General features: G+C 61.1%; 12 protein-coding genes. 11 read left to right on the top strand and 1 reads right to left on the bottom strand.

Features of this window, described 5'->3' with window-relative positions; all coding sequences use genetic code 11:
* The 4 genes from Q0602_RS09780 to Q0602_RS09765 are packed head-to-tail and all read left to right on the top strand — an operon-like array spanning nucleotide 1 to nucleotide 4485.
* Nucleotides 1-2826 carry a hypothetical protein gene (locus Q0602_RS09780; RefSeq protein WP_298842239.1) on the top strand — a complete coding sequence of 942 codons (2826 nt, stop codon included), beginning with the start codon at nucleotides 1-3 and terminating at the stop codon, nucleotides 2824-2826.
* Nucleotides 2826-3671 (top strand): hypothetical protein, encoded by an 846-nt coding sequence (locus tag Q0602_RS09775; protein WP_298842237.1) that lies wholly within the window; start codon nucleotides 2826-2828, stop codon nucleotides 3669-3671. Before Q0602_RS09780 ends, Q0602_RS09775 begins: the two co-directional genes overlap by 1 nt.
* 15 nt (nucleotides 3672-3686) lie before the next feature.
* Nucleotides 3687-3947, top strand: coding sequence for a hypothetical protein (locus Q0602_RS09770; protein ID WP_298842234.1), 261 nt, complete (start codon nucleotides 3687-3689; stop codon nucleotides 3945-3947).
* A gap of 22 nt (nucleotides 3948-3969) precedes the next feature.
* Nucleotides 3970-4485: a hypothetical protein gene (locus Q0602_RS09765; RefSeq protein ID WP_298842231.1), complete on the top strand. Its 516-nt coding sequence runs from the start codon at nucleotides 3970-3972 to the stop codon at nucleotides 4483-4485.
* On the opposite strand, the gene Q0602_RS09760 is transcribed toward Q0602_RS09765, so the two are convergent.
* Nucleotides 4472-6631, bottom strand: coding sequence for a thioredoxin family protein (locus Q0602_RS09760; protein WP_298842475.1), 2160 nt, complete (start codon nucleotides 6629-6631; stop codon nucleotides 4472-4474). The two genes, Q0602_RS09765 and Q0602_RS09760, sit on opposite strands and share 14 nt — an antisense overlap.
* A 155-nt stretch (nucleotides 6632-6786) precedes the next feature.
* On the opposite strand from Q0602_RS09760, the gene Q0602_RS09755 reads away from it, so the two are divergent.
* From Q0602_RS09755 to Q0602_RS09725, 7 genes are all read left to right on the top strand, one after another.
* Nucleotides 6787-7800, top strand: coding sequence for a hypothetical protein (locus Q0602_RS09755; RefSeq protein WP_298842228.1), 1014 nt, complete (start codon nucleotides 6787-6789; stop codon nucleotides 7798-7800).
* A 33-nt stretch (nucleotides 7801-7833) separates the two neighbouring features.
* Nucleotides 7834-8238 (top strand): hypothetical protein, encoded by a 405-nt coding sequence (locus Q0602_RS09750; RefSeq protein WP_298842225.1) that lies wholly within the window; start codon nucleotides 7834-7836, stop codon nucleotides 8236-8238.
* 61 nt (nucleotides 8239-8299) lie between these two features.
* Nucleotides 8300-9865, top strand: a complete 1566-nt coding sequence (locus Q0602_RS09745) for a TadE/TadG family protein (protein WP_298842223.1) — start codon at nucleotides 8300-8302, stop codon at nucleotides 9863-9865.
* A gap of 29 nt (nucleotides 9866-9894) precedes the next feature.
* Nucleotides 9895-10506 carry a TadE/TadG family type IV pilus assembly protein gene (locus Q0602_RS09740; protein ID WP_298842220.1) on the top strand — a complete coding sequence of 204 codons (612 nt, stop codon included), beginning with the start codon at nucleotides 9895-9897 and terminating at the stop codon, nucleotides 10504-10506.
* A gap of 4 nt (nucleotides 10507-10510) precedes the next feature.
* Nucleotides 10511-11119, top strand: a complete 609-nt coding sequence (locus Q0602_RS09735; protein ID WP_298842217.1) for a TadE/TadG family type IV pilus assembly protein — start codon at nucleotides 10511-10513, stop codon at nucleotides 11117-11119.
* A gap of 22 nt (nucleotides 11120-11141) precedes the next feature.
* Nucleotides 11142-11363 (top strand): hypothetical protein, encoded by a 222-nt coding sequence (locus tag Q0602_RS09730; RefSeq protein ID WP_298842214.1) that lies wholly within the window; start codon nucleotides 11142-11144, stop codon nucleotides 11361-11363.
* Between the two features lie 59 nt (nucleotides 11364-11422).
* Nucleotides 11423-12673 carry a DNA cytosine methyltransferase gene (locus Q0602_RS09725; protein WP_298842209.1) on the top strand — a complete coding sequence of 417 codons (1251 nt, stop codon included), beginning with the start codon at nucleotides 11423-11425 and terminating at the stop codon, nucleotides 12671-12673.
* The last annotated feature ends 12 nt before the right edge of the window (nucleotides 12674-12685 follow it).

Below are 12685 nucleotides of genomic sequence, written 5' to 3'. Positions count from 1 at the left end.
TTGACCGACAATCTTCCCATCCCCTCGAAAGGGACACCGTTCAAGCGGGAGGACGCCATACTCCCGCAGGGCGGGCAGTACTGGATCTACAATCCCAAGGAAGATGAGGGTCGAGGCCATCCCGTCAAGGGCAGAGCGTATCTGGTCAAGCAGGTCCACGTCATCGATGGGGAGATCCATTCGCTCGAGACGGCACATCATCCCGAGTCAGGTCAGGGCGGCGTTCGCATCTCGATCGACGAGTTCCTCGAGAAGTTCGAATACACCGAGCAGGGGGAAGCAATCCGCGCGGCAGAGATAGGGAAGGTCACCGCGACGATCTCCAAACTCCAGCGCCTCCTCGCCGACCACACACGCGAAGCCTCCGGCCCTCCGCAGGACGACAGGGCCGGCATGCTCACCGGTCCGCGGGTCAATTCACCCGACACGGTCAACGCGCTCGTGACATCCGGAAAGAGCGTCGCAGAGATGACGCAGGGCATAGAGGCCAGGCGCCAGACGATGCTCGACATCTCGGAGCGCATCACCGAAACGGCCAAGTCGATCGAGACCGAGACCAAGAAGCTCGCGCGCTTCTACCAGGAGAAGGCCGGAGCTGCGCTCGCATCGGTCAACGACGTCCTGCTGCAGGCCGAGCACCTCAAGAAGGGCATCACCACACTCGGTCTGTTCGCCGGTGACGGGGTGGAGGTCAACCTCGTGCGCGACGGAAAACCGGCGACGGGCGAAAAACTCGCCTTGCGCCAACTGAAGCTGCATCTTGACGAGGAGCTCGTCTGCCACATCGATGACGAAGGTGGCGCGGACTATACCGCGATCAACGATCTGGGCGCGTTGTTCGACCGCGATCCCGACCTTCTCGACCGCATGATCCCGGAGAAGCTGGGCGTCGTGCTCATGCGCTTCAGGCGCAATGACAAACAGTATTCCTTCTCATGGGCCCGAGGCATCAACTCTGACATCGCCGACATGCTCGCGAACATCGAGGAGAACGCGCTCAACAAGGAGCAGGTGCTGCTCGTGCGGAACGGCGAGAAGGTGTGGGAGGTGCGGGCTACCGATGCCCTGCAGAACATACCACGCCTCTTCCCCCGGGAGCGCGATCTGGATGACGTCTACCGTCAGCGTTCCCACGCGTTCCGCGGCATCGAATCCTCGATGATCACGCCCAAGGATCTCCAGTATGTCGAGGCGCGCGGCAAGTTCGAACAGATGGCGCTCGAGTACCGACGTGTGCTCGTGCTCCTCTGGGGCCTCGACCAGCGCCTCCAGCTCTTCGGACACTTCTTCGACCGGCAGCGCCACCAGACCTTCCTCACCGCCGAGTTCCAAGAGGAATGCCTCAAATTCATCGCGGACGAAGAAGACGTCCTCGTGGAAGGAAGGCCCTCTGTCCACCGCTACCGCGAGACCCTCAATCTCGACGTCGAGGCGGGCAGCCGGATCATCGTGAGATGGCGCGACATGATCAACATGGAGAGCTGTCCTGCCATGGTGGAGATCAACCAGAGGACCTATGCTGAACAGCTGAAATACAATCTCAGGCAGGAGCGGGAGCTCGTCACCGTGGAGCGCCGGGGCGGGAAACTGATGGTTCCGGTCGAAGCCACGCATCCTTGGCGCGACACGGTGCGCAAGTTCTACGTCGACATCGACAGGGGCGACCTCCACAGCTACATCACGCTCGATGCCATGCGCACCGAGGACATCAGATGGTACCTCGCCAACCGTGTCGCACGGGCGGACTACCTCTCCTACATACGAACCTTCCTGATGGCCTACGACGTGCTCAAGCCTCAGGAAGAGGCGGAGGCGTCAGCCGTCGAAGACATGATCGAGAGATCCGGTGGTCCCGCGAAACGCACCGCGGTGATGAAGGCGCTGACCCATTGGCGCATCTCCTCGGCTGATAAGGTCCTTCCTGTCGGAGAAGAGGGCGCACTGGAGAAGACCAAGAGAACGATACTCGAGCACGCCGAACTGCTGTCGGGTAACATCCCGGACGAGAACCTCGAGATGGCCCGGAAGATATCCGATCAGAGCGGCTCCTACCGCGTGGGCCTTACGATCGGCGGGGAATACGTCGCCACGCGCGATCATCCGGACAGACCGGCGAACGTGCCGTTCCCCTGGGTGCAGGAGCAGATCTTCAGCAAGAACGGCAAGCTCATCAGGGAGCGGTTCCACCGTGCCAATCTGGAGCGGACCGATGTCGTCCAGCTCATCGAAGGCAAGTCGACGCCTCAGGACCAGACCATCGCAAAGATGCGACGGCGCGAATACGACGGGGAGGATGACCCCTCGTCGATCATCGCGGTCATGAAGGCCATCAACCAGCCCGAGACGACGGACGCGTGGCGCATGATCATGGAGCCGGAGACGATCGCAGAGGAACGGGATTCGCATTTCCGTATGTCAAGGAAGCCCAAGGGCCGGAACGAGCCGGTGCATTGTGATCTTCCACTCGCGATCACCCGACACAGGGACTACGTAAGCGTCCTCTACCTGTCGGTCCGCCCAATCGACGCCATGGCCGCTCTCGGAGGGGAATCCGGTGCGCACGCCCGGCAGTTCTACGACACATGGTTCGCATTTCCAGAGAAAGCCTGGGGCAACCTGATCGATCGCGGCCCCATCGGCTTCGAGACGAGTTCGCTCACAACCCGCCTCGATCTCAAACCGGCGCTCGGCAACGGCGGTCACATGGACCGACCGGAATACGCCCTGAAGGATGCGGAAGTGCTCGAGAAGACGGCGCGATACGATGAGATCATGTCCCGATTGATTCAGCTCGGATGGATGAAGCCCGAGAAGGAAAAGAACTGATGGCAGGATTCGTAGACCGGCGCCTGATGACCCGCGACATGGCACTCGCCGAGGTCGAGCAGATGGACAGGCAGCTGGCTGGATACGCCGAAGAATACGGTCTGGCCGGCGACAACCTCCCCAGGGTCATAGGCGCCAGCGACGAGAACGCCTGGGTCGAGACCAAGTACCTCGTCGCATGGGGATGCGAACTCAAGGCGTGGAATGAAAGGGAACCACAGAACTACACCATCCACTACCAGTCTCCATGCGACCCTCAGGACCTCGGCGGTCTCCGGGAATTCAATCTCCTAGAGGGGACGAAGGTCAACCCGTCCGACCTGCGCCGCATCGCCCTCGCCGTAGGCAGGCGTCGCGAGATGCAGTCGATCGGTGTGGAGCCACGTACGAATCCACTGTGGAGCTTCGCGGCCAGCACCTTCGCGAAGGCCGTCGTTCTCGACCACCTGGACCGGCACGGGCGTCTCGATCTCAATAGCAGGAGCATCGAAATGAACGGCCCCGTCATAGGCCTGTCGTTCCGAGCGGAATGGAACCAGAACCTGCAGTACATCGACGAGGGCAGGATGAGCATCAGCGGAGCTCTCCATGTGCCCGAGGCGGTGAAGCTCGGGATCGAGAAATACGAAGGACGACCGCTGTCGAGCCTCATCGAGGGCAAGTCCTACGAGAACATCACCATCGAAAGCATCCATGTGCCCGAGCGATATGATGACGACGATGATGACGGCGAGACGTCCATCACGATCTCCTTCAGGGGTGGCATCGAACGCCTCGGCAAGACTCCGTCGACCATTCCGGACGGCAATCCCCTGACGCGTTGGCTCGAACTCGCGCGCGACTGACAAGGAACGACAAACATGAAGAAGACCTACACTATCGGCCTGACGCGGACCGTCAGTCGCACGGAGACCGTCGAAGTCGAGATCGAGGCGTCAAGCCCCGAGGAAGCACGCCAGAAGATGCTGGAGCTTCCCGAAGAATGCAACGACAGCTGCCCTGACGGCGTTATCGAGGGAGATGCCGACGAGATCGGCGACTGGGCCGTCGAATCCGTCAACAGCGACAACGCCGACCAGTCCGAATGCCTCCAGATCCTGCTCGGCCGGAAGGCCGCCTGAAACGACGAAAGGAAACAACGACATGAACGACAAGACTCAAGAACCCATCGCCGACTTCGACCGGTCCATCTCCGATCATCTCAACATCCATGGGGAGGAGATCCGCGAAGCCGCAGACATGATCGATGACGAAGACGGTGACCGTTCGGACACGCTCGACGACATCATCGGCGATATCAAGAGCCACCTGGGGGCGAAGGCCGCCAACACCGTCGGTGACGACGAGGCGGAGGACGCCATCGAGACGGCGGAACGCTGGACCACGAACAACGTCTCCAACTCCACGACCGACCGGCGCGTCGCTGCGGCCTATGCCATGCTCGGGCGGGAAGAGGCACGCGAACGTCTGGGACTCGACACGAAGACCTGGCGCCTCACGATCGACGAGGTCCAGCATCATCGCCGGATCTACACCGTGAGCGCCGCCACCAAGGAGGAGGCCATCAGACTCGCCGAGCAGGGTGAGACCGAGGCCGAGGAGGACGTTCGTCTGGTCGGTGTCATCTCGCGGGACAACGCCGAGATCATCGAGGACTAGATGCCACCCGATCGGCCTCTTCGATGAGCAGGGACGGCGTCAGGACCTGAGGAAGTATCCTGGCACCTCCCCTGCCGTCGTAGAGGACGTAGAACGGTATCGCATTCCGCCCGTTCTTCTCTAGGAACGCCGTGATTGCGGGATCACCGTCCGTCCAGTCACCGGTCATCACCACAATGCCCGCATCATCCAGCGCCGCACGGACTTCGTCCCTCTCGAGAGCCACCTTCTCGTTCACCTTGCAGGTGAGGCACCAGTCGGCGGTGAAATCGAGCAGGACCGGCGTTCCTTCGGACAAGGTTCTCTCCAGGAGCGACTCGGAGAAGACAAGGTCACCGGACTCCGGTGACTGCATTTCCGCTCCCTGCGAGGGCATCATCGGAAATGCAGCGATCAACACGACGGACAGGATGGCCATCAACGCGGCAGGAGCACGTGCGCTCCTGCCCGACTTCTGGTTGCGGCCGATCATACGAGCGCCGAAATAGAGCATGACGACCATGAGAGTCGCCATGACCAGACCCGTCACGTTCTCCTGCTTCCAGAGGATCCAGGCCAGCCACATCGCCGTCATTCCCATCGGCACGGCCAGGATACGCCGCAGACCGACCATCCACCTGCCCGGCTTCGGCAGCCTGCGCCTCAGAGGTGGCGCGAGCGCTATCATGAGGAACGGGAATGCCATTCCCAGTCCGAGGCCGGCGAAAACGGACATCGCCGACATCGTGGGGAGCACGAGAGCCGCGCCCAGCGCTCCCGCCATGAAAGGACCGGCACAGGGTGACGCTATGAGGGCCGCCATCGCCCCGGTCCCGACGGAGCCACGAAATCCGGGGGCGACAATACCAGATGTCCGGCCGAACTGGGCGAGTTCGAAGCCACCTGCCAGATTCAGCGTGATCAGGGACACCAGAGCCAGCATGGCAAGGACGAAGACAGGCGACTGCAGTTGGAAGGACCATCCGGCGGACGCACCAAGATCGCGAGCCATGATGACGAAGGCTCCCATGGCCATGATCGTCCCCATGGTGCCGATCGTATAGCCGATGCCTTCCGTTCTTGCGGTCTTCTCACCCGACGAGGACTTCGCAAGTGAGAGTGCCTTCAGGGAGAGGATCGGAAAAACGCAGGGCATGAGATTGAGAAGAAGCCCTCCCAGGAATGCGGCCAGAAGGACACTCCAGAGCGACGTCGCAGTGGAGGAGGAACCCGAAAGAACGGGAAGCATCCCATAGGCGCTTCCCCGGCCCTCCCGAGGCTCCTCGGCATCCGTATCCGTATCCGGAGAGGGAGAGGCCTCTTCCTCTATCGAAGCGACATCGACTTCGGTCTCTGACGGTGCCGAAGGAGCGACGGAAGGAGGGGACTCGATCGTCTCGGACGGAGGCTCCACCCATCTGGCCGACACCTTGTAGGCCGACGATCCATCCCGGATGACACCCGAGAATGCCGTCCTCTTCATCTTCGGAGATGCAGCGAGCGATATGAAGCTGCTGCCTCCCTCCGACCTGACGCCCGGTGTTCCGGAGGACTCCAGCCATCCCTGCTCCGACGGGAAAACAGTCGGCGATCTTCCTGAGACGCGAGGAATGCTCAGGATGAATCGACCATCCTCATAGGTGAAGGTGCCGTTGACCGTCCTGTCCGGAATCCGCGCCTCGGCCTGCCTGATCCGGGAAAGACCCGGGTAGTCGGTCTCCCCCTCGCCTACGACGAGCACCTTCTCAAGTGTCCTCGACTCCGGAACGCACTGGGTGCTCGAGCAGGCCAGCCAGCTCACCTTGGCAGTCAGTGGAATGGGCTCTCCGGCCGTCAGGCCGCTCGGAACCCTCATCGTCGTCAACAGCGCGAAGCTGCCCTCGTGAACGAAGGATGCGATCCCCTGCACATCGAGAATCTTCGGGGCCGGATGGCGGAGGTCCGAGAAGATGAAGTCTCCCGGCACCTTCCATTCGATTCGCGGCGGTGCGCCAACCTCTCCGGGATTGGTCCAGTATGCGTGCCAGCCCGGCTTCGCATCCATGACCAACGCGATCCTGACGATCGACCCTGCCTTGGGGCTCAGCGTCTCGAACGCCAGGGACGGCTCCACGCCGCGCGATTGCGCATGTGCCTTACCCTGAACAGCTGCGAGCATCAGGATCATCAGAAACAAGCGCAGCATATTCATTCAGGCACATCCATAATTGTAAATCCAACTCAGGCCGTCTTGAGACCTGAATCTTAAGTCAGCCTTATAGGATGAACGACCTGCGTTCCCAATGAACGGCACGCATCATCCGACAATCCCAGGAGAAGCAGATGTCGCAGCAAGACCTGTTCAGGGAGCCCCTGAAACGCCCACCCGTCGCGGTGGCATGGGGTGCCGGTGTCGATTCGACCGCCATGATCATCGAGATGCATCGGCGGGGAGAGCCCATAGACATCGTCCTCCACGCCCTGACGAAATGGGAGAATGCCCTCACGGACAGATACGTCGAATACTTCACGCAGTGGATGGACCAGCAGGGGATACCCAATGCACGGGTGCAGAACTACCCCAAGCGAATCAAGCCCGGCGTGCCCATGTTCGACGGACTCTACGAGAAGTGCCTGGCATACTCTGTCCTGCCCGGCGTCGCTCTCGGTTACCATACCTGTGCCGCGTGGGCGAAACTGACGCCCCAGAAGAACTGGTATCGTTCATGGGAGACGGGACAGCAGGCCATACGCGAGGGAACACGCATAATCCAGTGCGTCGGCTTCGACGCTGGGCCCCGCGATTCGGTCCGGTATGCCGACCGCGAGGGATACGACGACCCCATGTTCGAGATGAGGTATCCTCTCAGGGAATGGAAGATGGATCGCGAGGCCTGCGAGCAGGTCATACGCAATGCCGGTCTCGATGTCCCTCCCAAGTCCAGCTGCACCGGATGCATCGCCACCCAGCCCTTCGAACTCGAGTCATTCCCGACGTCGGAACATGCGCGACTGGTTCTTCTCGAAGCCCGTGCCGCACCGCGACTGAGGAACTGCGACGGCCTGTGGAGAAAGCCCATCAAGGGTCGGAACGGCGCCACTCCCAGGCCCGGTTCCATGACGGAGCACATCGTGACGACCGGATCCCTGTCACAGGAAGTGGTGACGCAGATCCAGCAACAGGCCGTCCCCATGCTCGACAGATGGTGCTCGGGCATCGGCGACGAGCCGGTCGAACACAGGCCATGCATCGGAGAATGGCTCGAGATGTTCGACGCAGCACACTCCCAGATGGATCAGGGAGGACGATACGTCCGCTACCAGGACCAGATGAGTATTCCCGCCAAGGCCGCATGAGCGGTCGGCCACCGAAACCGAAGGAGAGAACGAATGAACACACGTATCGAATACGCCTATCGCGACGGAGCCAACTACAAGGCGGCGGGACATGTCATTCTGACCGGCGAGGCCGACGAAGATCTTGTCCGGCGACTGCGGCGTGCATGCATGAACGAGGACGATCATGCCTTCTTCGTCCCTGAGTCCGTCGGCATGGCGCGGCTGCCCACCTGGGATTGGGACGACGAGGTCGATCACCCTTTCCACACTCTCGAGGACGTCGTCATGACCACGGAGGCGGCGACGGAGGCACGGTCGATCAATGATATCGTTAGGGATTTCGAGAACAGGGACTGGGATAGAGAGAGCGTCGAACATCCGATGGTCTCCGGCGCGGCGCATACGATTCCCGTCCAGCGGCCCGATGCACGGGCGATCACCAACATCATGAGGTGAGAACGAGAAATCGGGTCGAAGAAGACGGATGAGGAATGGAATTATCGAGAACGGAAAAGAGATGAAGATCAAAGTCAGGAGCTTCCTCGCGCGCCTGAAGCGCTGTGAGAAGGGCAACGTCCTCCCGATGATGGCGGCCGCCCTGGTGCCTGTCCTGGTCACCATAGGGGGCGGCCTCGACTACGCACGGGCGAGCCTGGCGAAGGCCAAGCTGCAGGAGGCCGTCGACAGCGCGGCGCTCGCGGGACGACGGGGCATGAGCCGCGACGACATCGCGACGGCCCGACCTCACGTCGAGGCCTTCATGCGATTCAACTACCCCGATCAGACATACGGCACGGAAAAGCTCAAGCTGACCATCACCAAGCCCGACACCGGCGTCGTCAGGGTAAAGGCGGACACTTCCATCAGGACGACCCTCCTCGCCCTCGTGGGCATCGAGAAGTTCGACATAAGTGCACTCGGCGAGGCCACCCAGAATCTCGACAACGTCGACATCGTGCTCGTCCTGGACACCACCGGCTCGATGAACGAAACACTCGGCGGACAGAGAAAGATCGAGGCGCTCAAAGATGCGGTCAGGGGGCTCTACGACGAACTCGAGCCCGCGCAGACTCAGCTGCGATCCCAGAACCTGCGTCTACGCATCGGAGTCGTTCCCTATTCCAGCACGGTCAATGTAGGCAGGCAGCTCATCGCTGCGGGATCGATGAACGTCCGCAGCAGAGATGCGAAATACTACCACTGGTACAATGACCGGGCGAACAACCGCGACAACTGGAAGTTCGGACAGCGCACCTACAATCTGGAAGGATACGTCGGAACCGGCACCTTCGGCACGAGGAACGGTCATAGCAACAATTCCAATGTCCGGTGGAAGGGCTGCATCGAAGAGCGGGGTACCGTCGCAACGATCACGGCAAACGATTCTCGCAACGCGCCCCCAGAGGGAGCGCTCGATCTCGACATAGACGCGATTCCCGGATGGGACGAGAACACGCAATGGCAGCCATACGTCTTCGATCCCCTCAACGGCGATCCGAACACGAGCTGTCCGAGCGAGGTCACACTCCTCGACGAACTCGATAGCGGTGACATCGAGAGCATAGTCCAGGGTCTGCAGCCGCAAGGATCCACCTATCACGACATCGGAATGATCTGGGGAGCCAGGCTGATCTCCGGCGGCGGGGTATTCGGATCCGGAAATCCCTCGACCTACAACGGTCGCCCGGTCAATCGACACATCATCTACATGACCGATGGCGAGATGAGCGCTCCTGTGGATTCATGCGCCCGGGTCTTCTTCGGTTACTGCCTGAACAGCACCGCGAACCACTCGGCCGCCTATTCCGGATACGGTATCGAGGCCTTCGACAGGAGGGTCGGCGGCATCAGCAACAACGACAACAACGCTCGTCATACGAAGCGCTTCATGATGGCATGCAACGCCGTCAAGTCCAAGAACATCAGCGTGTGGACGATCGCCTTCGGAACCGGAAATGTGGATTCGCTGACCAAGTGCGCCAGCAACTCCGACCAGGCCTACACCGTGGACGACTCGTCCGACCTGATCGAGCGATTCGCCGAGATCGGTCGCAATATCGGCGCCCTGCGCCTGTCGCGCTGATCAATCGAGCATAGATGAGAGCAAAGACCATGAGGAAATTCATACGCGATGATCGCGGCATAGCCGCAGTCGAATTCGCCATCCTGGCCATCCCCCTGTTCATGCTGATCATGGGGTCGCTCGAATTCGGACTTAAGATGTACTACAAGGCCCGGGCAGAGGGAGTCCTCAGGGATGCGGCACGGATGTCCGTCACAGGGGATACCACGCGTATCGGCGAGAAGGGGGAGCTGATCGACGCATATGTCGAGAAGGAGCTGAAATTCTCGTCCAGTGCCGAGGTCGACATCGACAAGGTGTTCTACGACGAATTCAGCCAGGTGAGGCAGCCCGAGAAACGTCTCAGCAACGCCACATCCGCACCATACTGCTTCATCGACACCAACGGGAATCAGACCTGGGACGCCGATCCCTCGCAGACAGGGATCGGCGGAGCGGACGACATCATCGACTACCGTGTCGTGGTCACATACGACGCCTACTTCCCGCTCGTCACGAACGTCATCACGGGCGAGAAGAAGATGACCGTCTCCGCGCAGACCACTGTCAGGAACGAGCCGTTCGCCGGGAACAACGACCAGCAGCCGCAGACCTGCTGCGTATCCGCTGCGGCCGGCAATCCGGTCACATGCGAGGGGTGAGCACATGATCAGAAGAATGCGAGAATGCCAGTCCGGCGTGGCCCTGATCGAGTTCGCGATCACGCTGCCCATCTTCCTCTTCGCCGTAATGGGCGGGATGGAGCTGGCCTGGGAGGCGATAACCCGTCAGCGCATACAGAAAATCGCCGCGACCACCGCGGACAACGCCGCACGCGTGAGGGGAGTCATCGACGAGACCGACATCCACGAGATCATGACCGCGGCGCGACTCAACGGCAAGGACCTCAAGTTGGAGGAGCGCGGACGACTGGTGATCTCATCCTTCCAGAGGAATCCTTCCGACAAGGGGGACTGGATACGCTGGCAACGATGCATCGGGCAGGCCGACGGAGGATCATCCTACGGAAGCCAGGGCAAGGGGAAGAACGATTCCTCCCTCCAAGGTCTCAAGGGTGATGCAGACATGCGTCCTCCCCCGGGAGTGGCCCTGATGGTCGCGGAGGTCGTCTACGAACACGAACCCCTCGTCACCGACGCCTACTTCGGGAGACGGACCTTCCGATACGAAACCGCCTTCATCGTCAGGGACAGGAACGATCTGGGCATCGGAAACGTCACGAATCTCCCTTCGGCCAAGATCCTGAACTGTTAGAAAGAAGCAGAAAGGAAAAGGCATGGCCCGACTCACAGCCAAGCTGGTCACACGGGGCGGACGCCCCGACATCACACGCGAATGCGCCACGGATCCCGGATACGGAATGGCAAACCGTCCGGTCATCCGCAAGATACTCGCCGAGATGAAGGACATGCAGGAATACGATCCACGCTTCGACTACCGCGAGACGGGCCAGGACAATCTGGAGCCCTGGCAGAGACGCCGCAATCTGACGGGATAAGAACGATACGGCGAATTGGATGGCGGCAGGCCGCCTCCTCACGAAGGAGCACGAACAAGATGAGCATCAAGAGACGCGGCGTCCTCGTCGATACGTTCGCCGGGTTCGGCGGGCTATCCCTGGGAATGGAGCAGGCCGGCTTCGATGTCCAGGTCGCGGCAGACGTGGAGCCCGTCAATGCGGCCGTGCACCATCATAACTTCAGCTATGGGAAATCGCTCTGCATCGATCTCCACGAGGATCAGAGCGAGGCCATTCGCAGAGCGCTTCCCGGGGGAACAGACGTCGATGCACTCACGATGGGGCGCCCCATCGACGCGATCGTCGGAGGGCCGCCCTGCCAAGGGATATCGGCGATCGGGAAAAAGCGCGGAGACGACAAACGCAATAGGCTCATGGAGAGCTTCATCGATCACGGCGTCAGGCTTGAAGCGAAGTATCTGGTCATGGAACAGGTCCCCACCCTCCTCCAGAAGCAGAACGAGGGCATAATCGACTCGATCAGAGAGAGGCTCCATCGCGCCGGCTATGCCATGGTCGACCCACAGGTTCTGAGAGCCATCGACTTCGGCGTCCCGCAACGGCGAGAAAGGGTGTTCCTCCTCATACATAGAGGGGACATGCCGGCTCCCTCCTATCCATTGCCGACGCATGGCGTTGACGGCGACATGTTCTCGAAAACCACTCCGACCGTCTCTGACGCGTTCGACGGCCTGCCCGATTGCGACGACTACCCTGAATTGTGGGATCGCGACTGGGTCGAGATCGGCGCCACGATCCCGACCGGTCACTACGGCCGGCTGATGCGCGGACTCGAGAACGATGCGGATGACCTCTCCTACAGGCGTGACTGGAATCCGGGTGTCCTGACCTGCTCGCAGAGGACCCGCCACGAGGACAAGTCCATCGAGAGGTTTCTCGCCACGGCGCCGGGGAAGAACGAGCCCGTGAGCCGTCGTCATCGTCTCGATCCCGATGGTCAGAGTCTGACATTGCGGGCAGGCAGCAATGCGGAGCACGGCTCCTTCACCGCAGTCGTCCCGATACACACCAAGGGGACGAGAGTCATCACCGTTCGCGAGGGATGCCGCCTGCATAGCCTGCCGGACTGGGTGCGGCTCAGCACGAGCAAGATCGCAGCGTATCGCCAGTTGGGCAACAGCGTCCCGAGCCGTCTCGGGCAGGCAGTCGGACGACAGATCATGAAGGCCCTGGACCTCGCACCGGAAGCGCCTTCGGAAGTCATTCCATACGGGCCGGACGAACTCCTGTCCAGCACGTCCATCCGGTCCGTATCCCAGGCTGCCTGACGCCACCAATCC

The organism is uncultured Salinicola sp. (assembly GCF_937921195.1).
Classification (GTDB): Bacteria; Pseudomonadota; Gammaproteobacteria; order Pseudomonadales; family Halomonadaceae; genus Salinicola.
This window is presented reverse-complemented; position numbering and strand designations above follow the sequence as displayed.

What these genes read in the sequence shown, in the direction of transcription:
- Q0602_RS09775 (WP_298842237.1), top strand. Translation starts at nt 2,826, where the DNA reads ATGGCAGGATTCGTAGACCGGCGCCTGATGACCCGCGACATGGCACTC.
- Q0602_RS09770 (WP_298842234.1), top strand. Translation starts at nt 3,687, where the DNA reads ATGAAGAAGACCTACACTATCGGCCTGACGCGGACCGTCAGTCGCACG.
- Q0602_RS09765 (WP_298842231.1), top strand. Translation starts at nt 3,970, where the DNA reads ATGAACGACAAGACTCAAGAACCCATCGCCGACTTCGACCGGTCCATC.
- Q0602_RS09760 (WP_298842475.1), bottom strand. Translation starts at nt 6,631, where the DNA reads ATGATCCTGATGCTCGCAGCTGTTCAGGGTAAGGCACATGCGCAATCG.
- Q0602_RS09755 (WP_298842228.1), top strand. Translation starts at nt 6,787, where the DNA reads ATGTCGCAGCAAGACCTGTTCAGGGAGCCCCTGAAACGCCCACCCGTC.
- Q0602_RS09750 (WP_298842225.1), top strand. Translation starts at nt 7,834, where the DNA reads ATGAACACACGTATCGAATACGCCTATCGCGACGGAGCCAACTACAAG.
- Q0602_RS09745 (WP_298842223.1), top strand. Translation starts at nt 8,300, where the DNA reads ATGAAGATCAAAGTCAGGAGCTTCCTCGCGCGCCTGAAGCGCTGTGAG.
- Q0602_RS09740 (WP_298842220.1), top strand. Translation starts at nt 9,895, where the DNA reads ATGAGGAAATTCATACGCGATGATCGCGGCATAGCCGCAGTCGAATTC.
- Q0602_RS09735 (WP_298842217.1), top strand. Translation starts at nt 10,511, where the DNA reads ATGATCAGAAGAATGCGAGAATGCCAGTCCGGCGTGGCCCTGATCGAG.
- Q0602_RS09730 (WP_298842214.1), top strand. Translation starts at nt 11,142, where the DNA reads ATGGCCCGACTCACAGCCAAGCTGGTCACACGGGGCGGACGCCCCGAC.
- Q0602_RS09725 (WP_298842209.1), top strand. Translation starts at nt 11,423, where the DNA reads ATGAGCATCAAGAGACGCGGCGTCCTCGTCGATACGTTCGCCGGGTTC.